The organism is Deinococcus humi, assembly GCF_014201875.1.
Taxonomy (GTDB): domain Bacteria; phylum Deinococcota; class Deinococci; order Deinococcales; family Deinococcaceae; genus Deinococcus; species Deinococcus humi.
Genome location: NZ_JACHFL010000005.1, coordinates 283718 through 309983 on the forward strand (window position 1 = coordinate 283718; position 26266 = coordinate 309983).

Consider the following 26266-nt stretch of genomic DNA (forward strand, 5'->3'; position numbering starts at 1 on the left):
GTGTCGCGACGAGGGCTTCAATCTGAAGTGACGGTGTTGCAAGGAACCGCTGGAATAGAGGACGGGCAGGCGACATCAGAGCAGGTTGCCGGGAGCCACACATACGCTGGAATTAAGCTGTCCGTCCCCTCTCAAGTGCAAAGCAGAGAATGAATGTTGAGATCAACTGTAGCACTTTCGCCATTTATCATTCTCCCTTTCCTTCCCCGCTGGGCGATGGCAGCGGGAAGATGCCTATGCCTCGCGGGTGCCCGATCTGGGCCGGCTTCGTCAGCGGCTGAAGACGGTCAAGGGGGTCTGGAGAAGCCCTTGAAGATAGAGTTACGGACATCTTGGGCCCTCGAAGGCCAGGGGTTCGAATTCTTCGATCACACCAAAAATCTCGTCCAGAGGGGATTTTTCTTTATAGTCGTGATGCACAAAGAGCCGCGTGCCCTGTTCGTGCCTTACAGGTCAGGAAGTCCACGGTGCAGGGTTTACTCCAATCACCCACCTCAGGAGTCGACATGAGTGAACACAGACAGGCCATTCCCCTCACCAACCGCTTCGCGGAAGCCATGACCGTCGCACACCGCTGGCACGCGGGTCACTTCCGCAAAGGGACTCCCACCCCCTACATCTCCCATCTGCTCGGCGTGGCCTCCATTGCCCTCGAGTACGGAGCCAACGAGGATGAAGCCATTGCCGCCCTCCTGCACGATGCGTTGGAGGATGGGCCGGAGAATACGGGCATTGACGCGACAGAGCTGCGTAAGGACATCGTGCGCCAGTTCGGGGCGAACGTGGCCAGGCTGGTCGATGGTGCGACGGACGCCACTCCTCAGGCAGGTGAGCCCAAGGCGCCGTGGGCCGAGCGGAAGACAGCCTACCTGGGCAAGCTCCTCCAGGAGAAGAACGCCTCCTCCCTCCTGATCAGTGCGTCGGACAAGGTGCATAACGCCCAGACCATCCTCAACGCGATCAAGCCATTGAGCGGTGCAGAACGGGTCGAGTTCTTCAAACGGTTCAATCAGGGCCTGGAGGGCACGCTGCAGTACTACCGCTTCCTGGTGGATGCGTATCGCCGTGCGCCAGGAGCCCAGGGGCGAGTCCAGCTTCAGGCCCTGTTTGACCTGTTGGACGGTACGGTCACGGCGATTGAGGAGGCGTGCGGGACGACAGCAGAAGACGTCCGCCGTCATCCCATGCTGCGGGGTGTCCTTCCAGCCTAGTGCAGACCGGAACGATATTCTCGTCAACTTGAGGTTGTCGGGCTGACTGCAGATAGGGTATAGGCCAGATCCGGGCAGGCCGGGCACTTTCGATCAGGCGCAGCTCCCCGTACATGGCCAGCGCGATTCTGGAGAAGGCTTCAGGATGCCCTTCTCCCAGGTCGGGTTCCGGGCTCATCAAGTCCGCCACCAATCAGCAAGGGGTGGTTACACAAACCCGTCCTCAGCTCCCTTCCATAGCGACGGGGTTGTACAGGTGAAATTTGCCGCACCAGTCAGGTTAGCGCTGACTGGTGCGGCAAATTTCGTTTTCGCAGCCCTTTTGCTGGACATGATTCCCTGCGGTCAGATCTACCAGGGGGAGCCTATGCCTGGCGCGTGGTGGAGATCACGTTGAACACCAGGCGAATTCGTTCGCTAGACGGGTTCCTCTAGGAAAGCGCTCGGGCTTTCGCCTTCCCCGATTTTTACGGTGCAGCCTCAGCGCCTGAATTGGCTGCCTGATGGACCTCGACGAAAACGATGTACCAGGAAGCTTCGTGCTCAGCCCAGACGAGGTGGCACATCTGCCCCTTTCTGACTTTGAGGTGCACCTTTTCTGTGAAGCCGGAATCGGTCAGGACCATCGTCCAACCTGATCTGACGCCGGAGGGTAGGACGGAGGCCATCTTGGCTTGGGGCGGACAGTCCTGACATGTGCTTCACATCTGGAAGATCGGCGAGGATGATTCCTTCGGCTGCCCGCATCCCAGCAATGGTGGGCGGACATCGTACAGATCATGCAACCTCACAGCAGGTGGGGATTCGGGGGCACCGGGTGCTGTCGCCCGCATCCAGCTCCGCTCTCCCATCGTTGCAGGGGCGCCAGAAGGCGGCAACCTCACCTGTTCACAGATGGGGACCACAACCGCCTGTCGCGGGTCACGCTCGACGGGCACATCTCCGAATGAATCGCGTTCGGCTGCATCATGCCCACGGGACTGCCGATAATGGATCACCCCCTTTTCAGGCCTGAGGCCGGGCGGCCGAAAATCGCTCCCTACAGTCTTTGCACCAGCGTCCGGCGCAACTTCACCACACCCGGCTGAAGTTGATAGCCCAGGCGCCGGTTCAGGGTGATGATTGGCGTATTCGATGCGTCATTGCCCGTTCGGACCTCCTGTGCGCCCCAGGCCCTGGCCTTTTGCAGACTCCACGCCTTCAGTGCCAGCGCGACACCCCGTCCCTGATAGGCTGGGTCCACCGCCGTGAACTCGTGCTGGAGGCGACGCCCCTCCTCATATGAACCCAGACCGACCAGACCAATCCAGCGATCTCCGTGCGCGGCGATCAGCTGAGCCTTCGGACTGAACCATTCGGCGTCGATAATCTCGCGCTCGTATTCCTCAAATGAGGGGAATTCCTCCCCATTTCCTGGGAGCAAGGGGGCCAGGCGGCGATTGAGTTCGTACAGCTTGTACCGCATTTCAGCCGTCTCCGGGGTTTCCTCAAATGTAAACAGCGAAATGCCGCGCTGCTGGGCCCTGGCCACGAGTTGCTCAAGAAGGGCCTGATCGGCGTCGCCCACGTTCATCGTCATCGTCACGAAGCGCTGCACTTCCTCGAAGCCATGGTGTACAGCGAACTGCTCATGCTCAGGAAACGCCCCGTTCACCCAGGTGGTCAGGGACGTCGCGCCTCCTTCCTCGGCCCGGGTCACCATCCACCGCACCAGCTCAGAGCCAACCCCTCTACCCCGCGAGGAGAGGTCAACGAAGACTTCACCCTGAAACCACCCCTCCGGATGCCAGGCTGAACGGGCCAGATAACCGTACCCCAGCAGGGCGCCGCCTTCCTCGGCGATGACGCGGTGCAAGACCTCCTGGCCGGCGGCGTCCTCCAGCTGTGTCGCAGCACGGTCCACGCTCGGCTCTGTCCCACTGCTGTCGTGCAGGGCATGGATGGCGACGAGATCACCTGTGGTGAACGCTCGAGTATTGAAATTCATAGAACTCCCAATCGGCTGAACAGCCGAGAACCCACGTGCTGAACCTTTTAAGCAGCAGAACAACCACCCGGACCGCAGATTGGTCCAGGTAATACCTGTTGGCTGGGTCAGTAGAACACGAGGAAATGCATCATGGTTTTTCCAGCCTATGGGTAGGAGGCATGCTCATCATCGGTCAAATGGCGTAGCAGTTTTTCTGGTTGTGTTGCCTCCTTCAGTGAACTGGTCTCCCCTGCCACGTCGTGACCTGCCTCAGGCCCTCCGGCAACCGTTTCTCAATCAGCATTGTCCAGCACGCACTCTGGCTCCCCCACCAGTTTCCTGTCAGATCCCGAGAAGTGCAGGCATTGTTCCCAACGCGGCAGCGAAGTCGGCCCTGTGACGCCAAGTGGGTAGAGGCCCAACTTCAGCCTGCTCTTCGCGTAAGGACAACGTCAGCGGGAACAGGGGCGGGGGTCCCGCTGGCCCCTGGATGAGATCTGGACGTGCAGTGGTCGCGCGCTGATTCGTGCCTTACGGGAATGACACAGGCTGTTGCCCTGAGATTGTGTCATTTATGGGGCCAGCTAACCGCCTGACAATGAGAGTGGTCGGAAAACGAAGTGCCAGCCGACTTCAAAAGTGGTTGAGTCTTGGTGAGAGCGCGCTTCCGCTACCTTCGTCGCTCAGGGTCAGGCCCCCAGGGTGGCAGGCGCTCGCGAAAACCGCCTGTTTACGGCTCGGCGCGTGATAGACCGCCCGCAAAATCAGTTTGAGATAGCTCAGCGCCCGCTGCCAGTGGGGATCGACGACACGTCAATCCCCACGCTCCACCACCTCAAAGCCCTCAGACACGAGTAACAGAGTTGCCACCGTCGGCACCAGGATCAGGCCCTCTAGACTGGGGCGTCGCGCAGCCAGGAACCTTCCAATCCAGATAGACCATAGTTCTCGTCCAGGAAGCCTTCCTTAATCTGGCAGCGTTCACCTTACTCGGCAAACATCTGCACGCTTGTCACCACCCGTGCTGTCGACCGCGCACGCCGAGGACGGCAGCGTCCACGACTCTTTGCCCCTGTACTCGCCGTACCTGACCGGCTGCCCATCGCTGTACGGCAGCCAGAGTCCAATCGCAGACTGGACCGAGACGGCGACGAGCGATTCTGTGAGTAATTGGCGCCCAGAGCAGCATGAGGACCACTCCCCACACCTAACATGGGGCATGACGTCACCACTGCGCCTCGATCGGGGCACCCTGGTCATGTCCGCAGCGCCGCCGTGTGTGGCTGATCTGTTTACCTGGGATGCCCGCAGCCAGAATTACCGGGCCAGGGGCCAGGACTACCGGGAAATCGTGCAGCGGCTGAGGGCAGCGAACCTAATCTTCAAAGACGAGGCGGCTGCCTTTCAAAAACTGGAGCTGGGTTTTGCCCGCGAGATCAGTCCCTATGCCCACCAGATAAGCACCCTGAAAGCCTGGAAAGCCGCGGGGCGACGGGGTGTGGCTGAACTTCCCACGGGTTCAGGGAAAACGCTCGTGGCCCAGCTCGCCCTGAGAGACACCCCCCGAAGTGCCCTGATCTGCGTGCCGACATTGGATCTCTTGCAGCAATGGTACTCGGGCCTTCTTGCAGCTTTCCCCGACGCGAACGTCGGCCTACTGGGGGGCGGCAGTCACGACGACACGCCGATTCTGGTCAGTACTTACGATTCCGCCGCCATCCACGCCGAGGATCTTGCTGGCAAATACGCCCTGCTGATCTGCGACGAATGCCATCACCTTCCTTCCGATTTTACCCGCGTAATTGCAGAGATGAGTCTGGCCCCGTATCGCCTGGGACTCAGCGCCACCCTGAAGCGCAGCGATGGCCGCGAACGTGACCTGGAAACCCTGCTGGGCCCGGTCGTGTACTCGTGTTCACCGGAAGACCTTGCCGGCGCCACGCTGGCCGACTACCGCGAGGTGGTGATCAAGGTCAAACTCAGCCATGGGGAACAGGCCCGTTACGATGACCTCATCCGGCAACGCAACGACTTCCTGCGCCTGAACAGTATTCGGCTAGGTTCTTTGGAGGGCTGGAAAAAATTTATCATGAGCAGCGGCTCGCCCCAGGGACGGGCGGCCATGCTGGCCCACCGGGAGGCCAAATCTCTGGCTTACGGCACAGAAGGCAAACTGCGTGTCTTGGAAGAGATCCTGGTCAACCATCCTGACGAGCGGACTCTGATCTTCACGGACGACAACGCCACGGTGTATCGGATCAGCCGTGAATTCCTGATTCCCAGCATCACACACCAGACCCCCACCAAAGAGCGGCATAGCGTGTTGGAGCGGTTCCGCGATGGGACGTACCGCATCCTGGTCACTAGCCGGGTGTTGAACGAGGGCGTCGATGTGCCGGAAGCATCGGTGGGCGTGATGCTCTCCGGCACGGCCACCGAGCGCGAGTACATCCAGCGCCTCGGACGAATCCTGCGGCAAGCAAAGGGCAAGAAGGCCACGCTGTACGAGGTGATCACGGAAGGCACCTCCGAAGAACGCGTCAGCCAGCAGAGAAAGGGGCAATGGCAACCACAGGCGGCCCCGTCCTGGGAGAGCATCAATGCTTCCGACTGAATTGTTGATGTTCACGGTGAAAGCTGGCCTGGCGAATCCCAGGCGGCTCAAACCCACCACCAACAACCTGATCCTGGCCGAAACGCTGATTGAGGTCTTCCAAGCCTACGTCGGCAAAAGGCGCTCAGAACTGAACGAGGAGTTGCGGGATATGGAGGCGGGCCGCTCCGACTATCGCGTGGTGCGCGGTCTAGCCCACCTTTTAAGCCAGCGGGGGGAATTCAAAGCCGGGGGCGGGCTGGCCCCAGCGGCAGTGCGCGAGAAGGTCTTTGCGCTGGCCCAGGACGGGCCACCCAGCCGTCACCGGACGCAGGCCATCCTGGAACAGACTGCCAGAGCGCTGTCCACCGAGTCATCGCTCAACGCACACGACGTAGCCGCCGCACTGTATGCCGATCTGCCAGACCAACAGACCCTGATCATGTTTGAGCCCCTGGAACCGCTGGAGCTCATTCAGCGCTGGGATCTGGCCCAGGCCCAGGGGATGCTGTACCGCGCCTATCAGCTCGTGATCACCGCCCGGCGCAATGAACCCGCCCGCTACAAGCAGCTGCTGAAGTACCTGAAGCTTTTCGGCCTGATGGTCACCGTGGAGGGGGACGCCACATATGGTTTTACCCTGACCCTGGATGGTCCCACCTCGCTTTTCTCCAGCAACACGCGCTACGGCCTGGCGATGGCGAAATTCCTCCCCGCCCTGCTTCATGTCACGAAGTGGGACCTGAGCGCGGCGTTAAAGCCCAGACGCGATCTGGCCTGGGTAGACCCTAAGGACGACGAGTGGTCCTTCCAGCTCACCAGTGAGGACGGCTACGTTAGCCACTACAAGGCTCCTGAAGAACACGACAGCGCGCTGGAGTCAGGCTTTGCCGAGCGCTTCGCCAAACTGGACACACCCTGGATTCTGGAACGCGAGGTGGATCTTGTCCCCGTGCCGGGAGGCGTTATCCTACCCGATTTCCGACTAGTGCAGGGCGAACGGAGCGTGCTCGTCGAAATCGTGGGGTACTGGCGCCCCGAGTACCTGAGGAAAAAATTTGCCCTGCTCAAAAAATCAGGGCGTACTGACCTGATCGTGTGCGTCTCCGAGCGATTAAACCTCGATCAGGCAGGAGTGGACCCCAGCGAGTTTGGGGACCGATTGGTGTGGTTCAAGGGCGTGTTGAATCCGAAAGAGGTGCTGACCATCGCGGATCGGATCGCCGTCAGCACCTAACTCCCAGATCGCGTTTTCGCGTCAATCCAGATTAAAAAAGGCCATCTTGATCAGTGGGGGCAGCATCCGGATCATCTCGACCGTTAGATCCTGCCCAGTCGTCCAGCAGCATCGGAGATTCAGCTCGCAGGAATGCTGCGGCCACGAGGACCACGTCAGCGCCATAGCTCGCCCTGACGCAAACTCCCAGGGTTGCTCAGAGCTATGGATCCATTTCGGGGCCCGCGGGCACCCTAAGGATCAGCAGGGGGCAAGATTTAGAGATGTAGCAATCCCGTCGCGAGACTTTGTCCTTAATATGGATAAGGGTATACGGTTGCCCTGTAGTTGCCACTGTGATCTTCACCAGCGACAAGACTATGAAACTGTAGAAGAAGATTCCGGAACTGCGCTCCACTAATGAACTGCCTGTACGCGTCAGCGCTGGTCATGACCATTATTGGCGCAGTGGAAGTTGTGAACGTCGTGTCGCAATCACCCAGCCCAGCCGATTGTGGAAGCCAGTGAGAGCGAAAGCCAGTGTCCAGCGGGCGTTTTACGATGCACATGACGAAAGACAAGACACGGCCTTTGAAATCTTCCTCGAACGAACATAACTGCCAGATGAGCTAGCGCAGCTAAGTACTCTCCAGGAGGCATGGTTCCAGTTCGTATCCCATCAGAACTACTGGTACTTCCAAGGCTGGGAAGAGACGGAACGTCCGCTGATCGAGGCGGGCAGGGTCATCCCCGTGAGTCTTACCGGCGCCTTGGACATCCAGATTCAGGCGTAGCCCCACTCCTTTGTGCGGGGAGGTTAACCGCGCATCTGCCTATGGGGCGACTCAGCGAGTACTCAATTTTTCACCACTCCAGCCGTTCCCTCGGAACAGTGGGCCGTCCAAATAGGTTGCGAAAGGAATCGGGCTGAATCAGCGTTATATCTGTGGGTGCGGGTTCTGTGACGCGCGCCCCAGAGGTTTGCCAGCTGACAGCGCTCGTTGTGGGATGACTGGTGATCAAGTCAGCCAGCCGCTCCAGACTCGCCGGTACGTTCCTGACCATGGAAGAGCCCGCAGCACTTTGGCAGGGCCAGCAGGGCGGCTCGCAATGTGGAGTCGGTCAACTACTCGGCGAGGGCCTTCAACGCGCCGAGCGCCTGCCCGCGCAGCGCTTCACCCTTCTCCCCAAATCCAGCCGCCACGAGCGCGCACCACATCACACGAAAAAAGGAAGCCCCTTGCGCACGCCCTGAGCAGGCTCGAACAGTCTGGTCGCGTCGTGTACGGCACCTTCCATCTCACCCAGGGCGAGGAGCGCCTCATTCCGCCCCGTCAGTATGAAAATCTAGTCTGTGGTCGCGTGGGCACCCCTGGGCTCCGTTATCGCCGCTCAAGGGTCACGGTGCCCGTCGCCATGGGCTGTTCCTCCACAAAGGCCTGGAACCGTCCGGTGTAGCGGTCTCCATCAAAGCGGCCTTCTGCACGCAATTCAGCGGTCGTGTCGTCCGGGAGATTCAGCGTGATGGTCAGTTGCCCTGCTCCCGTGTTCCCGTGCGCCGTGCCGATGTAGCGTTCGTCGGGCGAGTACACCATGCCGGCGATGCCGTTGCGGGCGTCGTCAAGAGTCAGCACCACATCGAGCGGCGCGCCGCCCTGCGTGACAAAGCGTCCCGTCCAGGTGCCAGCCGCTCCAACCCGTGCAGGAACTGGTGGGCGGGACGGCTGCGCAGCGGGAGCCGGAGAAGGAGCAGGGACGGCGGGCGCCGGGGTGTTGGCGTGGGCGAGCTCAGCGGTGGTGGCGCGGCGATAGTCCTGTGCCGCGTCCCGGGTGCTCAGGCTAAGGGTCTTGCTGGACGCCTTCCACAGGTACGGCTGGGGCTTGAGATTCTTATCGGTGTACGGAAGGCCGTTGAAGCGGATGCAGCCGCTGTTCACACCATTCGGGGTGGCACCGTTGACCCCCTGGGAAGTAGAGGGCTTGAGCGTGAGGGTGCCGCCTGCCACGGTGAAGGTGCCCGCCTCCCAGTGCACGCTGATCTGCTCGCAGGAGATCATGCGGGCGCCGAAGTACCCCACGGTGGCACTGCGGTCCAGCCGGGTGAGTTCGTAGGTGCCGTCCGTTCGCAGATTGAGGCGCCGGGCGGTGCTGGCGGCCTGCCTGAACCCGTCCGAACCCCGGCTGTAGGTGGAGCGGGGGTACACGGTCCCGGCATACCACTCGCCGGCCAGACTGGACGGCACGGTGGAGGCTGCGGCAGCGGTGGGAATAAGGAGGCCCAGGGCCAGGACGACGGACATGGTGCAGGCAGAGGCGTTCATGCGCGGCACTGTAGTCGGCGCAGGGTGATGGCTGGATGACCGGCCAGCCGGGCGCCCCGTCAAGCCCCGTCCGGGCGTTGGGAGAAGGCGGCGCGCCGCTGGAGCGCCGCCGCACGCGCCTGGGGTGCCCCTGGATCGTTCTGGCGCTCCAGGACATCCGCGTAAACCACCAGAACCTGGCCAGGCGACACCAGCAGGGAGAAGGCCTTGCATAGCCCCAGCGCTGCCTCAGCATCGCCCCGGGCCTGCGCCAGCTCCCCGAGTGTCAGATGAGCCCGCGCACGGTGCGTGAGCGCGGCGCGGCGCAGGCCCTGAAACCCATGCCGGACGGCGAGGTCCAGGGCCTGATTGGCGGCGACGATCGCCTCCCTGGCGGGCAGGAAGGCGGCGTCCAGCACCCGCGCGCCGGCGGTGACCAGGGGCAGGTTCAGATGCTGGGCGTGCCGGGCCAGGGCCCGCAGATACCCCTGCACGTCGTCCCCGCGGGCAGCATGAACCACCACGCGCGCGGCGAGCAGAACGTGCCGCTTGTTCTCCGGCACGTTCTCGTGCGCAAGGGCGGCCTCCAGCGCCTCGGCCGCCTCGGCTGGGGCGCCCATGGTGGCGCTGAGCAGGGCGAGGTCCGCGTGAAGCACACCCCCCCACCCGGCGGTCGCAGCGCCGCCCAGCGCGAGACCCTCTCGCACCGCCTGGCCAGCCAGTGCGTCTTCCTCCTGGGCGAAGGCGGCGCAGAACCGTTCGTGGGCGTTGATGAGTTTCAGGTTGTCGGCTCCGTCCACCCCGCGGAGCAGGTCATGCGCTTCAGCGGCTGCGCGCGCGGCCCCCACGGCATCGCCCAGCGCGAAAAGCAGCGGCGCACGCTTGTTGAGCACCGAAGCCGCCCCGATCCGGTCGCCGGACCCCGCGTGCAGGGCGGCGGCCCGGTCGTAGTGTTCTGCAGCCTGTTCGGGGTCACGGACAACCCAGGCGAGCCCCAGGCCCTCATGCGCGGTGGCCTCTACGGTGGGATCGGCCAGCACGCTGCCCAGGTGACGCAACGCGTCCAGGGGCGCCAGGGCCGCGTCAGTCTCGCCGCGCAGCAGCAGCGCGCCGGCCAGCGCCTCCTGGAAGGTGGCCGCGAGCCGGGTGTCGGGCGCGGTCTCCAGGCTCGCCAGACCTTCGCGGGCAACCCTTTCCAGGCCCTCCACATCGCTGTTCTCCACCAGGGACTGCAGCCGGGCCGCCTGCGCCCGGGCCCGCTGGTGCGGTGAGGCGGCCAGCCGGATGAGGTGGGCGGTCACTTCCTGCGCGTGCCCGTCCAATGTCAGGTCCCGCAGGGTCTCGGCCACCTGTGCCCACGCCTCAAAGGCTCCTGCGGCGTCGCCCATCTCTTCGAGCAGGGCCGCGGCCCGTTCGCCCCACACGGCCGCCGCCCGGAACTGCCACGTGGCCCGGGCCGCCGAGGCGGCCCGCAGGTACAGGGCCGCGGCCTGATGGCGGTCACCTCCCTGTGCCCAGTGGTGCGCCACCTCGGCCTCGGGTGCGCCGTGGCGGGCGAGCACCCGTGCCGCGCTGCGGTGCAGGAGGCCGCGCACTGCCCCTGGCATGCCCCCAGCCACAGTCTCACGCAGGAGGTCATACACGAACCGCTCGCCCTGCAGGATCTGGGCTGCTTCCAGTTCCTCCCAGGCGCCGGCGATGTCCAGCAGGGGCAGGCCCAGAACCTCGGCGGCGAGGTCCGGGCGCACGTCACCGCCCAGAACCGCGGCGCCCCGCGCGGCCTGCAGGGCGGTGAGCGAGAGCCGGGCGAGGCGCTGCCCCAGCAGGTCCGCCAGCGCGCCAGGTGGGCGCAGCGGGCTTTCGGAGTCAGCGGGCTGTCCGGTCTCGATGAGATGTCTCACCGTCTCCAGCAGCAGGTACGGGTGACCGCCAGTGAGCTGGTAGAGCGCCGCGGCACGCGGGTTCAGTTGCGGGACATCGAGGGAGACCAGCAGGGTCTGCGCAGCGTCCGGTGGGAGCGGCCCCAGGTGCACGACCTCAATGGCACGCGTGCTGGCCGGGCCGCCCAGTGCCCGGCCCTGTTCCACCGGCGGTGTGGCCCACACCAGCCGGAGCGCGGCCGCGGGCGATCCCCAGCCCAGTGCCGTCCACACCGCCGGCCACGCCTCAGCGCTCAGCGGATCGAGGAACTGCACGTTGTCCACGGCGAGCAGCGTCAGGCCCTGGGCGGCGGCCAGACGCAGAACGGAAGCCTGGGCCTGATAGAAGCGCGCCTGCTCCTCCTCGCCCTGCGGGGGTGGGAGAGCCTCACCCAGCTCCGGCAGCAGCCGCGCCAGTTCACGCCGCGCCCAGTTAGGCAGACTGACACCCATCCGCGCCAGCAACTCGCGCAACAGCCGCGAGTGGGCGGCGTAGGGGGTGCGGGTGTCGTCCGGGCGCACCTCGAACAACCATGCGCCCGGGGTGGCGAGCACGATCTCCTGCAGAAGCCGGGATTTGCCTAGACCCTGCTCCCCCTGAAGTTCCACGGCCCGCCCCGTGTCCAGGGCCGCGTGGACGCGCTCCCACTCGCGCTCCCGTCCCACCAGCCTGGGGGGCCGCAGCACGCTCAGGGGCACGCTGGGCGGGCGAAGCAGGGGGGTGTCCAGAGTGCCCTGCTCAACGGCCCGCATCAGGGCCCGGGTTTCCTGGGCTGGCCCCGAACCGAGTTCGTCGCGCAGCACGTCCACGCAGCGGTGGTAGGCCGTCAGGGCTGCCGAACGGTGCCCCTGCCGGGCGTGCAGGGTGATGAGTTGCCGCCACGTCACCTCGTCGAGGGGGTCGAGGGCAAGCAGGTGCTCGGTGAACTGCACAGCCTCCGTGAGGTTGCCTGTCGCCTCGGCCTGTGCCGCGCGCCGACCTGCCTCCTGCCGCTGGGCCTCGGCCAGACGCTCTCGCCAGGCCAGCACCCAGTCCTCCAGTTCCGGCAGGTCGCTGTAATCGAAGTTTCCTAGGAATTCGGCCGGCGCGGCGGGCCACGGCTCCTGACCGTCCAGCGCGCGACGGGCGTCGGCCTCGATCTGCGGTGCCAGCCTGAGGTCACTTCCCACGATCACCAGGGGACCGCCAGGCGGGTGGTTCAGGCGGCGCAGCAGGTGCACCAGGTTGTTGCGTGCCGTCTGTGCGTTGTCGTAGAGCAGCGCGGCCAGCGCCGCACGTGGCCCTGGCCCCTCCAGCGCAAGCCTGGCGAGCAGCGCGGCGCCGCGGCGCTCCAGGACCAGCGGCGCCGTGCCGGGGCGATGGAGCGTCGCTCCCGCTCCACCCAGGAGGTTCAGGCGGACGGACATACCGCCTGAACCGGCTCAAGAGCTCGGCACGGCCTCCACATCAGGGCGTGACCCCCATCAGGGCCGCCCGTGCCCGGCGCATCTCTGAGATCCCCTGCGGGTCACTCAGGGCTGCGTAAGCCAGTTCGGCCGCCGCATACCACTCGTCCGCCTCGACGGGGCGCCGGGTGCCCTGGGCCTCCTCGGCGGCGCGCCGGAGCCACGGCGCGGCGCGGCCGGGCTCCTTGCCCCTCTGCCAGTGCCCCGCCACCCGCGCGGGTGGGATGTGGCGGCCCTCCAGCGCCCGCGCGGCGCTCCGGTGCATCATGGCGCGCACCGCGTCCGGGATGCCCGAGAGCACCGCCTCATACACCAAGTCGTGCGTGAAGCGGTTCCCTGCGAGAACCTGCGCGGCCTCCAGTTCTTCCCAGGCTGCCGCCACCGTCATGAGCGGGGCGCCCAGCACCTCAGCCACCAGTTCCGGACCGAAATCACTCTGCAGCACACTGGCGGCCCGCGCCACATGCAGGGCACCCGGCGACAACCGCCCCAGGCGACCGGTGATGGTCGCGCCGACGGTCTGCGGCAGCAGCTGTTCGGGGAGCGCCTCCGCCAGACTGCCCGTCTGCACGAGGTGCTTGAGGGTTTCGAGCACGTACAGGGGATTGCCGCCTGTCGCGCGTGTCAGGTCGTCGAGGTGCGCCGCGGCGCCCGGCAGATCGAGTGACCGGACCAGGGCATGCACGTCCACTTCAGGCAGCGGCTGCAGCTCGATGTGGATGGCCTCACCCTGACGGACGACACTCTGGACCATGTGCAGGAGTTCAGGGGGCACTTCCCCCGTCCGGAAGGTGGCGATCAGCCGGGGGGGCCGCCCGGCACTGCGGTGGGTCTGGTCCGGCCTGAAGATGACGGCCCCCAGCTCGAAACTGGCCCGGTCGTAGTACTGCGTGTCGTCGTCCAGGGTGCACGCCACCCGCTGGGCCTCGTGCCCGAGCATGCGGGCAACGGCCGTCACGAACCGCTGCCAGTCCTCCTCCACGCGCATCGGTTCCGGCGGCCCTTCGCTGGTCAGGAATTCAGGCAGGATGCGCGAGAGTTCGCGCTTTTCCCACGGTTCCGGCGTCAGGTCCGGGTAGGCGGCGAGGATGCGCCGCACGTTGCGCGCTGCGGCGCCGTAGGGCAGCGCAGCGTCTCCGGGGCGCGTCTCCTGGTGCGCGTACACCCCGCAGCTGGCCGCGAATTCCTGCGCCAGTCGGGTCTTCCCCACGCCGGGCAGGCCGCTGATCAGAATGTTCTGCCCACGTGCCCAGGCCTCCTCCATCGTGGCCCATTCGCGCTCGCGCCCGATCAGGACAGGCGGGCGAAGGGTAGCGGCCGGCATGATCACCGGCGGGGGAAGGGGCAGGTCTGGCCCCGGACTGCCCCGCCGCAGCTCCTCGGCCAGCTGCTGCGTTGCCGCCAGGGGTTCGGCGCCCAGCTGCGTGGCGAGCGCCTCCCGGCACGCCTCGTACGCCGCGAGCGCGCCAGTGCGGTCGCCCGCAAGATACAGCAGGCGCATCTGGCGGTTCCACAGCTCCTCTGCCAGTGGATCGAGGCGCAGGGCTTCGCCCAGTACGGCCGCCGCCTCACGAGGGCGCCCGCCGGCCGCCAGCTGGTCCGCCTGTCCGCTCAGGTGCCGCCGCCTCTCGTCGGTCAGCCGGGTGCGCAGGGTCAGCAGCCAGGTCTCGAATTCAGGCAGGTCGGCAAACTGGAAGGCCCCCAGCAGCGCCCCGGGAGCCTGGGGGTCCTCGGCCACGCTGACTTTCACGTCCGCCTGGAGGGCCAGCACGGTGTCCCCCGCCACCAGCGCCGCGCCTGCCACCCGCTTCAGGCGGCGCAACAGTTGCACGAGGTTGTTCCGCGCGGTCCCCTCCCCCGCTTCGGGGTACAGGAGACCCGAGAGGCGTGACCGCGACACGGCGCCCTCAGACGCCAGGTACAGGAGCAGAGCGGCGGTTCGGCGCTCCAGGATGATCGGGGCCGAGCCCGTTTCCACGAGGCGAGCGTCCTCCCGGATCGTCACTGTCCAGCGCGTCGCGTTCTCCACGATAAAGACAGTTTAACAACAAGCAAGTCCGCCTGACCTCTCCGTTCGGCACGGCTTTCCTGGTCACGCGGCCATCACACAGCCCGGCCTGACGTGGCCCGGTGGGCTTCGCCCGCGCAAAAGAGGAGGATTCATGACTGAGCGGCCGTCTCCACACCGCGCCCAGCAAGGCCAATCGCACGTCTATGTGCTGCGTTTCCGGAAGGAGGGGGAACACCCTGAGGTCTGGCATGCCTCCGTCCATGACGGCGTCAACCACACGCGCCGGTACTTTGACACCTTTGACGCCCTGATCGAACACCTGTTCGCCGTGATGGCCAGTCAGTAGCGCCTGTCACCGCCGACCTGTTCTCCTGCGGTCATCCAGCCATCACCGTGGGGTTCTTACAGTCACCGCACATCAAAGCGCCCGCCAGGCTCAGCCCAGGCGCCCATGGAGGATGTCATGCCCCGGAAGCTCATCTACCCTGCCCTCGCCCTGATCTCTCTTGCGCTCGCCAGTTGCGGCGCCCCTCAGACACCGCCCCCAGCAGCCGAGGCACCTGAGACCTCCATGGAAGCGGCTGCCCGCGTCACCGTCGCCCGCATTGAGGTCACGCCTGCCTCCGCCCTGCTGACCGGTGCCGGGCAGACCACCACCCTGAAAGCCACCCTGTACGACGCCCAGAACCGTGTGGTCACTGGCACAGTCAAATGGGTGTCCTCCAACCCGTCCGCTGTAGAAATCAGCACCAAGGGCGTGGCGAAGGCACGCGTGCCGGTCGGCTCGAGCCAGATCACCGCCGAAGTGAACGGCGTGCGGTCCAGACCAGTCCTGGTGACGGTCGCCCGGCTGAACGCCAGCACCGTGGTCGTCACCGATGCCCAGATTGCCTCCGGAGCGACAGTGCTGACGCCCGGCCCCGGCGGATCGCCGGTCGGCGCGCAGTTTCAGGTCACGCTGAGCGGCGTGACCCCGAAGGCCGGACAGGTGCTGCTCTCGAGCGGCCTGTCGCCGGTCAGCGGGCGTGTCCTGTCCAGCGTCCCCAGCGGCCATCAGACCGTCGTGACGCTCGAAACCGTGCCGCTCGGCGCGTTGTACCAGGACCTGAATGTCTCCCAGCGCACCCAGCTCAGCGCCAGCGACCTCGTGCCGCTCACGGGCACGCAGGCTCCGGAACGGGTGGAGCGCCACGCCGATGGCAGCATGACGCTCAGTTACCGCCTGCCAGAAGGCGGGCCCGTCCGCGCGGGACGCCTGAGCACACAGACGCTGCCCGGTGACGCGACCCTGCCCGGCCCCTTCGCCACAACGACGTTCAGGGTTGGGCTGTTCGAGTGCACCACCACCCTGGACGTGCTGTACTCCGGGGATCTCCTGAATCTGAAAATCGAGTCGAAGCTGGATGTGGACGTTGCTGCGAGCATCGAGGGCGGCCACCTGAAATGGCTCGACATGAGGGCTGCCGGAGACATCTCTGGCACCATCACCGGCGGCCTTGACCTCGATCTGGGCGCGCAGGGCGACCTGAAGTGCAAAGCCGTGTTCGCCCGGCTGCCTGTCCCCGTCACCGGACCGCTCGCGTCCTTCATCGCGCCCACCGTCCCCATCGGGCTGGGCTTTGCGCTGGAGGGCAAACTCAAGCTCGGCAAGGTGCAGTTTGCCCTGGAGGGCAAGGTGGGCGCGAAGATCAATACCGGCTTTGCGTACAGCGACCTGACCGGGGAGGTGACCTCCACTGGCGACGTGAACGTGTCCAGCACGCTTACCCCCAAGGTGAAGATGCCCAGCGTGTCAGAGGACTTCCGAATGGAGAGCGGGCTGGCCGTCCAGGTGGTGTCGGGTCTGGATGTCACCGCCTTTCCCTGGCTTGGTGCGTCGGCCCCGACCTTCGAGGCGCTCGAAGTGACCTTCGGCCCGAAGGTGGAGAGCAGCTTCGCGCCCGCCTCGACACAGGCGAAAGTCAACGATTATTCGTCGAGCTACGCCCTGAAGTACGCGGGCGGCGTGGGGCCGGGAGCAAGCCTGCAGAACATGTTTGGGCTGCTGAGCACCCGGGGTCAGACCAAACTGTTTAATTTCGCCCAACTGGTGGACTTCACTGTGACCCGTTCGCCCAACGGCAGCATCACTGGCGAGACGGGGCTCCGGGTGGGTCAGGAGGGCACCATCCGCGTGGGGCTCAACGCCACCAACGTGAATTTCCTGCCCAACGTCTACAACGTCTCCGAGGTGCACCTCTACCGTGACCGGAACGGTGTGCTGGAGTTCGTCCGCAAACAGACGGCGGTGGAGGGACAGACGCTCTTCGACTTCCCCTGGACGCCTGCCCCCGCCGACGTGAATCAGACCGCCGTCTTCCGCGCCTTCGTCATCAGCCGCATGACGCCGTTCCCACTGGAGCTGGACGACGACGCCAAACTCTCGGTCGTGGTCAGCCCGGACGCGAGTGACCCCGCTCCAACTCCGCCTCCTTCAACGCCCCCTGGTGACGGCAGCGGTCGCTGGGTGGGCTCGACCCTCACCCAGTGGAGCGGGAATGAAGCTTCCGGCGCGTCGGGCGGCACGGTCAGCTCCACCCACGTGGCCGACGGTGAGGCGACCTGCACGCTGGGAGAGGTGGGCACCGACGGCCAGCAGAGCGCCTCGTGGAGCTACAGGGTGGACGAGCGCAAAGAGGTCGTCGACACGAACAACTACCTGCATGTGACCACCCGGACCGCTCAGCTGTCCCGCACCGGTCTCCTTGAAGACAGCGCGCACCCGGACGACTACATCCTGACCGTTACGAAGATCTACCATCTCTCCAACGGTGTGTTGTACAGCCTGAAAACGGAGACTCAACCTGTGAGCGCCAGATCGGCCTGTACCCTGTACGAGGTGGACGATGAAAACACTGATCCTCTGGTCATCCAGGGCCACCGCATCACCCACGAGCCCAACCCCAACTGGACGCAGCTGTATCAGGTGGACGCGACGTTGAAATGACGAACTGTTCCAGCGGGAGTGCCTGGTGATGGTCAGGCACTCCCGCTGGCTTTTTGGATCCCGCAACGGATGCCCTGCAAAAAGCGCGAGCCGTTCCCATCCCCCAATCCCCTGCCGGTGGTCTGTCATGACGCCGCTGTCGCAATCCCCGGGGTCATGGACCCAGGCAGTCTCGTAGACGATGAGAGGGCTATGCTGGCCGGGTGACTCCCCTGACTCAATCCAGGTACGCCGAGCCGGCGGAGTATGACGTGACCCCAGCTTCAAACCAACGCTTTCACCTTTCCCCGCAGGCTCCGCTCCTGATCGCCGCTGGACTGGCCACTGGCCCCGTGGTGGCGCTGGGCTTTGGACGCTTCGCCTACGCGCTGCTGCTGCCCCCCATGCAAACCGCCCTGAACTGGAGCTACGTCCAGGCCGGAGCGATGAATACCGCCAACGGGCTGGGCTACCTGCTCGGAGCCGTCCTGGCCCCCGTCCTGATGCGGTGGTCCGGGGTGCGTGCCGCCTTCATGGTGTCGCTCCTCGGTATTGCCCTGACGCTGGCCCTGACAGCGCTCAGCGGCGAACTGCGCTGGCTGGCCGCGATGAGGTTCCTCACTGGTTTGGGCGGGGCCGTGACCTTCACTTCGGGCGGCCTCCTGGTGGCCCAGGTGGCGTCCGCCGCGCCGCCCCAGCGGGCAGGAGCAGTCCTGAGCCTGTTCTACGCCGGAGCAGGGCTGGGGATCTTGCTGACCGGGCTGGGGCTGCCGCCCCTTCTGGCCCACCTCGGTGCGGACGGATGGCGAGCCGGCTGGCTTGGCCTGGGGCTGGTGTCGTTTCTGGGGTTGGGCGTGGCCTGGACCGCCGCCCGGCACACAGCCGCCCAGTTGCACGGCAGCGCCGCCATCCGGATGGCCCAACTGTGGCCCCTGCGCAGCTCGCTGATCGCCTACGCCTGTGCGGGGCTCGGTTACGTGGCCTACACCACCTTCTCGATCAGCTACCTGCGCAGTCAGGGAGCCAGCACCCCGCTGATCACACTGTTCTGGGCCCTGCTGGGCCTGGCCGGGGTGCTGGCCCCCCTGGTGTGGAGCCGCCTGCTGTCCAGACGCTGGGGAGGGCGCAGCATGGGGATCCTGATGCTGCTGATGGGCACCGGCGCAGCCCTGCCCGTCCTGTCCACGCTCCCCTGGGTGGCCGCCCTCTCGGCCGTGCTGTTCGGACTGACGGCCCTCTCGGTGGTGGCCTCGACCACCACGCTCGTGCGGCAGAGCCTGCCCGCAGCGGTGTGGGGAGCGGGGGTGGCCACCTATACCGTCACCTTCGCGGCGTTCCAGAGTCTAGGACCGCTACTGACAGGGGCACTGGCCGACACCGGAACGGGGGGCCTGAGGTGGGGTCTGGGCGCATCGGCCGTCCTCCTGATGGTAGGGGCGGGCGTGGCCTTCAGCCAGCGGGTTGTCGGCGACCACGGCTGAGCTCGTCAGCGGGGTTGCGTTGCACTGTCACCACATCTGCGCCTGTAGGACGGTGGCAAACCGCTCTCAAGCGGAAGAAGGGGTCAACGTCGCAGATTCCGGGCGGTCCCCGCTCTCAATCGACCTTTGGGGAACCGGGTCACCCCCCTTAGTGGAAGCTAGGGTGTGACCAACGCCTGTTGGCATCAGGATTGTCTGGCGGTTGATGCATGTTGACCGTGTAGTCTTGCCGGCCCAGGACCTTACCAGCTAAACCCACTGAGAACGGACAGTCACATGTCCCTTAACACCTAACCTCAGCACAGATGGCAATCGGGCAGGTCAAAGTGTCCGGAGGGCCTGGCCATAAGTCGACAGTGGCTGTAAGGGAAGGGTGGGCTAAAGGCCGTTCGAAGTGAAAAGGCATCGAGGCGCAAATCTGGACCAAAGAATGAGCTTGCGTCATGATCTGCCCTAGCTGTTCAACGCCCACCCCATCTCAGGAAGCAAGGTGGCTCCGAGCATGCAGACCAAAGCTGATGGTCCAGTAGCTTCAGATTGACAAGTGTCACCGAGATGTCTTCTTTGTCTAACAAGCACAAGTCAAAGAGACAGGTTTGCTCCGGGCAAAATGGTGGGCGGGCCTTGACATTCCTATCGGTGTCGGCGCAGTGTATAGGAATACGATATAGAGATCCGACATACAGGAGATCCAACCATGCCCAGTTCCGCCCCCACCCCACCTGATGCCAACCTCTTGCGCGGTCACCTTGACCTGATCCTGCTAAGCATCATCCAGGGAACGCCCAAATACGGCCTGGAGATCAGCAAGCTGGCCCAGGACGCCACGAACGGCTACTTTGACCTGAAGGTGGGCAGCCTGTATCCGGCGCTGCACCGACTGGAAAAGGCCGGCTTTGTCCGTAGTGAATTCAAAAGTGGCCCCCGCAGCGGGAATCAGGTCAAGGCGTACACCCTGACCGAGAGTGGTGGGCGTGAGTTGGCCACTCGCCGGGCCGACTTCGAGACCTTCACGCAGCAGCTGAGCAAGCTGTGGACCCTGGCCGGAGGCATAGGATGAACCCCACGGAACGGTATGTCCGGCAGGCCACACGCGGACTGTGGGGCAAGGCACGGCGCGAGTTGAGGATGGAACTCGAGGGCCATATTGCCGAGCGCTGCCAGGAATTCCGGCTCTCGGGCCTGAGTCCACAGGAAGCCGAGCGTCAGACACTGCGGGAACTGGGCGCACCCGTGCAGGTCAGTGGGGGCATGCTGGACGTGTATACCGCCCCGGCGCTGGGGAAGGTGGGCGTGTTGAGCGCGCTGCTGGCCACTGTCCTCTTCTCAGCGCTGCCACAGGGGCTGGCACAGGTACAGAGCATTTACGGGAGCCTCCCGAACACGGGGCCAACGAGTTACCTGGACTTCGGGCAATTGAAAGCTGCCATTGAGAAGGCCGGTGGGAAAGTGAGCGGGTCAGCGGAAAAGGCAACCTTCACCCTGCCGGGCGCAGCTCCTGTAGATGGGATCACCGATGACCAGTGGCCAGGCGTGAGTTTGATTCAGGGCGGCAAGTCGTATTACCGAACGGACGCTCTTTTCTATAGTCTGGCAAACAACGGGCTGGATTTGCGTCTCAGTGGATGGACCAATCCAATCTTGAAAGCGGGCGGCACGAACATTCATCTTGAGACCGATGATTGGCAAGTTATCAACAATATGTACACCAGCGCCCTTGCTTCCGCTGGTCTCGGCTTTGATTTAGAGATGCCCTATGCCCTCATTGAGCGGGACAGCCTAAGGGGTCAGCTCAACTTCGAGGGTGAATTTCAAAAAGATACCGTTTACGCCCTGGTGATCCCCAAACTGGTGAGCTGGACAGGGACAGACGCGAAGGGCAAGCCTGTGGGAGGCTTCCTCAATCTCTTGAACACGGCCAGCCAGGCCCAGGCCGGTAGAGTTCAGTTTCAGGTGCCTGCGGATTTTATAGATTACAAACTGTATTCGAGCTTCAGTGAGTTTCAAAAAGCCCTAGAGCCTTACCAACAACTCATTACAGCCCCTGTGGCCCAGTGGAACGCTCAACACCCCGCGCCCGTGCTGCTCCTCAAGCTCAGCGGACGTTTCGGGCCGGACGCTTACACTGTCGTTTCACCCGCATCGGTCCAGCGTCAGCCCTGAGAGGACTGATCTTCCCAGCGGAACGGGGAGAGCCTGGTTCTCGTCGTCCCACCGTCAGGCTGCATCAACTTGGACGCGCTCCCATTTTCCCTGTCCTGCTGCCCTACCTGCCCCATGCTGGCGCTACCGGCTCCCGCCCTCCAGGTCAAAAGAACAGCCCCCACATGGGAGGGCTGTTTCAGGCCAGGGTTGGCCAGGCACTCTAGTCCAGATAGTCGCGCAAACCGGCGTTCATGCTCTCGGCGTACTTGAGTTTACGCAAAGCTTTGCTTTCAATCTGGCGCACGCGCTCACGTGTGACACTCAGAAGCTGGCCCACTTCTTCCAGCGTATGTTCGCGACCGTCCACGAAACCGTTGCGCAGCTTCAGGACAAGCGCCTCACGTTCACCCAGCGAGCTCAGTGCGCGTTCCAGCGCCTCGCTCAGTAACGTCTGGTTGGCGTTCTGCACGGGCGAGCCAAAGCGCTCGTCTGGAAGGAAATCACCATAGAAGCTGTCGCCCTCTTCCCCAATAGGTGTTTCCAGAGAGATCGGCTCATGCCCCACCTTCTGCGTATCCGTCACCTTCTCGGCGTCCCAACCCGGCCCCATCGCTTCGGCCGTCTCCTCCGCGAGAGGTTCACGCGACAGTTCCATCTCCAGCTGCCTGCTGATGCGGCTGAGCTTATTGATGGTCTCCACCATGTGAACGGGAACGCGGATGGTCCGCGACTTGTCCGCAATGGCGCGCGTCAGGGCCTGACGAATCCACCACGTGGCGTAGGTTGAGAACTTGTAGCCCCGGCGGTATTCGAACTTCTCGACCGCACGAATCAGGCCCTGGTTGCCTTCCTGAATCAGGTCCAGAAGATTCAGTCCACGGTTCGCATATTTCTTGGCAATACTGACCACCAGACGAAGGTTCGCCTCAATTAGGGCTTTCTTGGCCGCTTCGCTGTCCTCGACCAGACGCTGCAGGTGGCGGCGGTGGCGGTCGTCGAGGTCGGGGTCACTCTCCAGTTCATTGCGGGCCGTCTCACCCTCCTCGTACCGACGCGCGAGATCCATTTCTTCCACTGCGCTGAGCAGTTCGATCTGTCCAATCTCGTGCAGGTACTGCCGGAGCGAATCACCCTGGTAGGCGTCCGCGCTGATCTGAATTTCGAGTTCCTCAGCTTCCTTACTGGTGTCCACTGGAGCCTGATCCAGGTCCGCTTCCAGACTCAGGTCATCGTCCAGCACGTTCGGATCAACGGGAGCAGCCAGTTGGTCCAGTGCGGTGAGCTCCGCAGGCTGATCGAGTTCTCCTTCGGTAGCGGGGTCGTGGGCAGCAGACCTGAGAGTTGCCGTCCGGGTCTGCCGGGGGGCGCGTGCGCGCTTGGGGATGGGCGTGGAGGAATTCAGAGTGGATTTTGCTGGCATGGTGGTTATCTCCGTGGTGCCCAGGTGGCGCTGGCCGCCTGAACAGGGCGAGAGGTTGGTGTCAGAGGGAGAAGCTGGAAAGCACACGGGTGGTGCGGCCGTTTTCGGGGGTCAGTTCGGAATCCGGGCGACGTGACCGAGGGCGTCAATCACACTTTTTACGGCTTTCACCAGAACGCTTGCAGCCTGATTGTCTGTGCAGTTTGCGCAGCGCTGTGAAAGTCAACGAGGGCTTAGAGAAATGGGGCGAAGGGTTCGGTCTGCTGGGGTTCTGAAATCTGGATTGGAATGGCTTACCTGGAACAGCTCGCGCTCAGCGCATTCGTGCGGCTGAACACCCTTGATGGGCTGCCCGTTTTGCAAGAACTATTCGCAGCGCGGAGTTCCTGGGCGGCTGTCACCACGACATATTCAGCAGCAGCCATCTCTGGCGGATATTGCATATGGATCATCGGTGGTCCTTTTAAAACCGACTGAAGTGTTGCCCTCAGGCAGGTGAACAGACAGTGTTCTCAAAGAACAGCTGAGTGCCGCTCTGTCTCGTGGTCTTGGTCCGGGGTCTGCCTGTATTTCGCCCAACGGAGGATGTCAACCTGACGGGCCGGAGGTAGCAAGGCCAAAGCGCGATGGAATGGGCAAGGCGGCCAGGAGAGCCGCAACAGTTCTGAGGTCTTCGAAAGCAAAGCGTGCGATCTCGGGGTGCAGTCGCCATAAACCGGAGCAGGCTGGCTGGCCCGTCAGGCCACGATCTACGGTCAATTCCTGCAGAGCCAGGAGGAGAAGGGCGGACATTCGAGCTTGCGAACACGTGCGTCGCAAGAAAAAATCGTTGACTTGTGCAGCGGAGCCGAACCGCGCAAGACTCCAATAATATGCGATTGACACTGCTTATGTCAACGTTTCTGCCGCTGAATTGGTCCATTTCTGAGTAAGACGGGCGTCCAATGACGCATGAACGGTCTCCAGTGGCTTTAGGGACTTCGTGCCGTTTCCGGGCTCTATAAGGGCGGGCGCCTGTGGTGCACTCATATCCTCAAGAGGACAGCACGTTACCTGGGAAACCCTGACCGAGCCAAGTTGAGCGACGTCAGGGCTCCATAACGGCCAGCGCGTCGATCTCGACGAGCAGACCTGGGTTGAGACCCACATACACGGTGCTGCGGGCCGGGTAGGGCGCCTCGAAGAACTGGCGGTACACGGCGTTCATGGCCGCGAAATCCTCCACACGGGTCAGGTAGACACCCACCCGCAGCACGTCACCCATGCTCGCCCCAGCGGCCATGAGGGCGGCACGCACATTTTCCAGCGCCTGGCGCGTCTGCGCTTCCACACCCTCGTGGGGCTGACGGGTTTCCGGGTCAACGCCCACCTGACCCGCCGTGTGGATAAACGGACCAATCCGGACCGCATGCGAGTAGGGTCCGGCGGCGGCCGGAGCACGCTCCGGGGTGAAGCTCTGGCGTGACATGGGGAGGTTGTACCACGCCCTATGCGTTGGGGCAGCCAATTACCACCACACAAAGGGCTCCAGGTGAGGCGACAGTTCGCTGTCCTCCAACAGCGTCGCAAGAGTCCGTCCAGCTGTGGGTTCCAGGATCTGCTTGGGGTTCTCCGCATCATCAGGCGCTGCAAATCCAAGGGGCTTTCCTCAGGCACGGCGAGCACTTCGTCCACATCTTGATGCTCGTCCGGAAAGGTCGGCGCACCTTTGGAGTCGGCGACTTCCTTCGTCAAAGGGCTGAGGGCTGAGCCATCCGGCCGATTCGGCGGGCCATGTCCGGCGTCTACAGTCTCTCCATGCTTTCTCCAAGTCAGCCCACCACAATGTGGTTCGATTACCGCCTTGTCATGCAGCCCTCGCCCATCCATGGCGTCGGCACCTTCGCCACCCTGGACATCACTGCGGGCGAGTTGCTGATCCTCGTGACGGGTGGGCTCGTCTACACGCGCGAGGACCGGGACCTCGGACGGGTCAGACTCGCAGGCGAGCTGTACAACGAAGAGGAGTTGCCGGGCGGCCAGCTCATTGTTACGCCAAAGGTCTTCCACTACTACATCAACCATGCGGACGAGCCGAACATCGTGGACGTGACGCGCCATCCCGCCTCGACTCAGTACGTCGCTCTGCGCGACATTCACGCGGGGGAGGAACTCACTGCCCGTTACCTGTGAGTGAGGGCACGGCACAGCGGGCTGGGCATACGCAACTTAAGGTCCAGAACACCTTCAACGTGCTTCCTCAACGCTGGGTGGACCAGCGGACCTTTGCTTGGCTCGGGAATAACAGACACCTGTCAAAGGACAACTAAGCCTTCCACAAGACCACCAGAATACTGGTGTACCTCGCCATGATTCGCTTGATGCTGCGCCGCCGGCAGCCGCTCAGAAGAAGTTCAAGAGGCGTCTCGCACTCCGTGCTACGGCTGCGTCCACGCGGTGAACACAGGCGTGGATATAGTAAACAGCAATCAGCAGCCGGGTGGCATTAGGAAGCCGTCACTACGCCTAAGGGCCGGGCGGTCCTCGACTAATCCTTCGATGAAGATCAGCATCAGCGCCTTGGGACAGCTCCCGCCGGACTCGCCCGTGAGTTAATCGACCAGCTACGGCGCGGTCCCGCCAATGCGCCCCTCCCTACAGCACCGGTTCCCGAAATTTTGGTGCCAAGTTTGATATTCACAACGTCAAAGACGCACAGGGTCAACGGGCTACGAATAAGTTTCTCGATAGGCTTTTTCAAGAGCGTCTGAACAGTTTGCCACCGTACTTGAATCGAGACGCTGCACGCTGAATCCATGAAACCCCTGACCCCTACCCGCCACGGAATTGTTGATTACTGCGCCTGCGCCTTGATGCTCGGTGCGCCCCGACTGCTCAAGCTCTCTTCAGAAACGCAGGCGGTGTCCGCAGGCCTGGCTGCTTCGTATCTGGGTGTGACGGTGTTCACCGACTTTCCGCCTGCGTTGCGCCGTGTGCTGCCCTTTCCCTTACATGGGAAGATTGAGCTGGGCACGCTTCCGCTCCTGCTGGGCCTGGCGGCCTGGCGGCGAAGTGCAAACGAGCGGCTGTACTTCCTGGGGTTGGCAGGGATGGTGGCAGGGGCCTACGCCCTGACGGACTGGCAGGCCAACCCGGACGAGACCTGATCACGACTTCCGTCCGGATAACTTGGTCTTGAAACCGTGCTAGACGGGGAAATTCTCATGGTGTAATGGTTTGCGAAGCGGGACGATGGATGAAATTGCTGTGGAGTTATAACGCCTTCAGCACCCTTCGGAGTCCTGTTTACCGAGCCTCACTCACCGTCGCATTCTTTTCCCCCGCTCATCGCTCTGGCTAGCCTGGATTAGGCCCGGCCCACGAGTTTCATGCGGAATTCAGTGCCCTCATCCCCCAGAGCTTCGGTGACTGTCACACGGAAGTGAGCGCCGTCGTGCATCTCCAGCAGGCATTCGCTACCGGCGCTCAGGCCCGGAGCCGCCTCGGTCAGGGTGACCCGCAACATGCCGCGCCCACCTTCGAGCGCGGCCAGTTCTCCAGGTACAGCGTGGTCCCCAAAATGGGCCACGATCTGGTTGAACTCGCGCACT

General features: G+C 63.8%; 17 protein-coding genes. 10 read left to right on the forward strand and 7 right to left on the reverse strand.

What is annotated here, in order from left to right:
* Positions 1-506: 506 nt before the first annotated feature.
* A complete protein-coding gene (locus tag HNQ08_RS12230) occupies positions 507-1211 on the forward strand; it encodes an HD domain-containing protein (protein WP_184132205.1) in 705 nt (234 codons plus the stop codon).
* A 1039-nt stretch (positions 1212-2250) separates the two neighbouring features.
* Here HNQ08_RS12230 and HNQ08_RS12235 read toward each other — a convergent pair.
* The gene (locus HNQ08_RS12235) at positions 2251-3198 is read right to left on the reverse strand and encodes a GNAT family N-acetyltransferase (protein ID WP_184132208.1); all 948 of its coding nucleotides are present in this window, start codon (positions 3196-3198) and stop codon (positions 2251-2253) included.
* A 1201-nt stretch (positions 3199-4399) separates the two neighbouring features.
* Here HNQ08_RS12235 and HNQ08_RS12240 point away from each other — a divergent pair.
* On the forward strand, positions 4400-5794 hold the full coding sequence (locus tag HNQ08_RS12240) for a DEAD/DEAH box helicase family protein (protein ID WP_184132211.1): 1395 nt from the start codon (positions 4400-4402) through the stop codon (positions 5792-5794).
* Positions 5781-7010 (forward strand): DUF790 family protein, encoded by a 1230-nt coding sequence (locus tag HNQ08_RS12245; protein WP_184132214.1) that lies wholly within the window; start codon positions 5781-5783, stop codon positions 7008-7010. The genes HNQ08_RS12240 and HNQ08_RS12245 overlap by 14 nt, the downstream gene beginning before the upstream one ends.
* Before the next feature lie 1361 nt (positions 7011-8371).
* On the opposite strand, the gene HNQ08_RS12250 is transcribed toward HNQ08_RS12245, so the two are convergent.
* Genes HNQ08_RS12250 through HNQ08_RS12260 form a run of 3 tightly spaced genes read right to left on the reverse strand, consistent with a single transcriptional unit; the run spans position 8372 to position 14683 of the window.
* A complete protein-coding gene (locus HNQ08_RS12250; protein ID WP_184132217.1) occupies positions 8372-9310 on the reverse strand; it encodes a hypothetical protein in 939 nt (312 codons plus the stop codon).
* Positions 9311-9369: 59 nt separating this feature from the next.
* Complete coding sequence (locus HNQ08_RS12255) at positions 9370-12615, reverse strand: ATP-binding protein (protein WP_184132220.1); 3246 nt, start codon at positions 12613-12615, stop codon at positions 9370-9372.
* 40 nt (positions 12616-12655) lie between these two features.
* Entirely contained in the window at positions 12656-14683 is a 2028-nt protein-coding gene (locus HNQ08_RS12260; RefSeq protein ID WP_184132222.1) for a BTAD domain-containing putative transcriptional regulator, read from the reverse strand.
* A 133-nt stretch (positions 14684-14816) separates the two neighbouring features.
* On the opposite strand from HNQ08_RS12260, the gene HNQ08_RS12265 reads away from it, so the two are divergent.
* The 5 genes from HNQ08_RS12265 to HNQ08_RS12285 all read left to right on the forward strand — a co-directional run bounded on the left by HNQ08_RS12265 (position 14817) and on the right by HNQ08_RS12285 (position 21274).
* Positions 14817-15011 (forward strand): hypothetical protein, encoded by a 195-nt coding sequence (locus HNQ08_RS12265; RefSeq protein WP_184132227.1) that lies wholly within the window; start codon positions 14817-14819, stop codon positions 15009-15011.
* A 117-nt stretch (positions 15012-15128) separates the two neighbouring features.
* Positions 15129-17651 (forward strand): Ig-like domain-containing protein, encoded by a 2523-nt coding sequence (locus HNQ08_RS12270; RefSeq protein ID WP_184132230.1) that lies wholly within the window; start codon positions 15129-15131, stop codon positions 17649-17651.
* Between the two features lie 203 nt (positions 17652-17854).
* Positions 17855-19111 (forward strand): YbfB/YjiJ family MFS transporter, encoded by a 1257-nt coding sequence (locus HNQ08_RS12275; protein ID WP_184132233.1) that lies wholly within the window; start codon positions 17855-17857, stop codon positions 19109-19111.
* Between the two features lie 697 nt (positions 19112-19808).
* On the forward strand, positions 19809-20171 hold the full coding sequence (locus HNQ08_RS12280; protein ID WP_184132236.1) for a PadR family transcriptional regulator: 363 nt from the start codon (positions 19809-19811) through the stop codon (positions 20169-20171).
* On the forward strand, positions 20168-21274 hold the full coding sequence (locus HNQ08_RS12285) for a permease prefix domain 1-containing protein (RefSeq protein WP_184132239.1): 1107 nt from the start codon (positions 20168-20170) through the stop codon (positions 21272-21274). The genes HNQ08_RS12280 and HNQ08_RS12285 overlap by 4 nt, the downstream gene beginning before the upstream one ends.
* Positions 21275-21476: 202 nt before the next feature.
* Here the strand turns inward: HNQ08_RS12285 and HNQ08_RS12290 are convergent, their stop codons facing one another.
* A complete protein-coding gene (locus HNQ08_RS12290) occupies positions 21477-22676 on the reverse strand; it encodes a sigma-70 family RNA polymerase sigma factor (protein WP_184132242.1) in 1200 nt (399 codons plus the stop codon).
* Positions 22677-23763: 1087 nt separating this feature from the next.
* Positions 23764-24144, reverse strand: a complete 381-nt coding sequence (locus HNQ08_RS12295) for a RidA family protein (protein ID WP_184132245.1) — start codon at positions 24142-24144, stop codon at positions 23764-23766.
* A gap of 329 nt (positions 24145-24473) precedes the next feature.
* On the opposite strand from HNQ08_RS12295, the gene HNQ08_RS12300 reads away from it, so the two are divergent.
* On the forward strand, positions 24474-24848 hold the full coding sequence (locus HNQ08_RS12300) for an SET domain-containing protein-lysine N-methyltransferase (protein ID WP_221284147.1): 375 nt from the start codon (positions 24474-24476) through the stop codon (positions 24846-24848).
* A 623-nt stretch (positions 24849-25471) separates the two neighbouring features.
* Positions 25472-25822, forward strand: a complete 351-nt coding sequence (locus HNQ08_RS12305) for a hypothetical protein (RefSeq protein WP_184132248.1) — start codon at positions 25472-25474, stop codon at positions 25820-25822.
* 200 nt (positions 25823-26022) lie between these two features.
* Here HNQ08_RS12305 and HNQ08_RS12310 read toward each other — a convergent pair whose 3' ends face one another.
* Positions 26023-26265 carry a hypothetical protein gene (locus HNQ08_RS12310; protein WP_184132251.1) on the reverse strand — a complete coding sequence of 81 codons (243 nt, stop codon included), beginning with the start codon at positions 26263-26265 and terminating at the stop codon, positions 26023-26025.
* Position 26266: the final 1 nt, after the last annotated feature.

Bases quoted from the DNA above. Each gene is read 5' to 3' on its own strand.
- HNQ08_RS12230 (WP_184132205.1), top strand. From the start codon at position 507: ATGAGTGAACACAGACAGGCCATTCCCCTCACCAACCGCTTCGCGGAA.
- HNQ08_RS12235 (WP_184132208.1), bottom strand. From the start codon at position 3,198: ATGAATTTCAATACTCGAGCGTTCACCACAGGTGATCTCGTCGCCATC.
- HNQ08_RS12240 (WP_184132211.1), top strand. From the start codon at position 4,400: ATGACGTCACCACTGCGCCTCGATCGGGGCACCCTGGTCATGTCCGCA.
- HNQ08_RS12245 (WP_184132214.1), top strand. From the start codon at position 5,781: ATGCTTCCGACTGAATTGTTGATGTTCACGGTGAAAGCTGGCCTGGCG.
- HNQ08_RS12250 (WP_184132217.1), bottom strand. From the start codon at position 9,310: ATGAACGCCTCTGCCTGCACCATGTCCGTCGTCCTGGCCCTGGGCCTC.
- HNQ08_RS12255 (WP_184132220.1), bottom strand. From the start codon at position 12,615: ATGTCCGTCCGCCTGAACCTCCTGGGTGGAGCGGGAGCGACGCTCCAT.
- HNQ08_RS12265 (WP_184132227.1), top strand. From the start codon at position 14,817: ATGACTGAGCGGCCGTCTCCACACCGCGCCCAGCAAGGCCAATCGCAC.
- HNQ08_RS12270 (WP_184132230.1), top strand. From the start codon at position 15,129: ATGCCCCGGAAGCTCATCTACCCTGCCCTCGCCCTGATCTCTCTTGCG.
- HNQ08_RS12280 (WP_184132236.1), top strand. From the start codon at position 19,809: ATGCCCAGTTCCGCCCCCACCCCACCTGATGCCAACCTCTTGCGCGGT.
- HNQ08_RS12285 (WP_184132239.1), top strand. From the start codon at position 20,168: ATGAACCCCACGGAACGGTATGTCCGGCAGGCCACACGCGGACTGTGG.
- HNQ08_RS12290 (WP_184132242.1), bottom strand. From the start codon at position 22,676: ATGCCAGCAAAATCCACTCTGAATTCCTCCACGCCCATCCCCAAGCGC.
- HNQ08_RS12295 (WP_184132245.1), bottom strand. From the start codon at position 24,144: ATGTCACGCCAGAGCTTCACCCCGGAGCGTGCTCCGGCCGCCGCCGGA.
- HNQ08_RS12300 (WP_221284147.1), top strand. From the start codon at position 24,474: ATGCTTTCTCCAAGTCAGCCCACCACAATGTGGTTCGATTACCGCCTT.
- HNQ08_RS12305 (WP_184132248.1), top strand. From the start codon at position 25,472: ATGAAACCCCTGACCCCTACCCGCCACGGAATTGTTGATTACTGCGCC.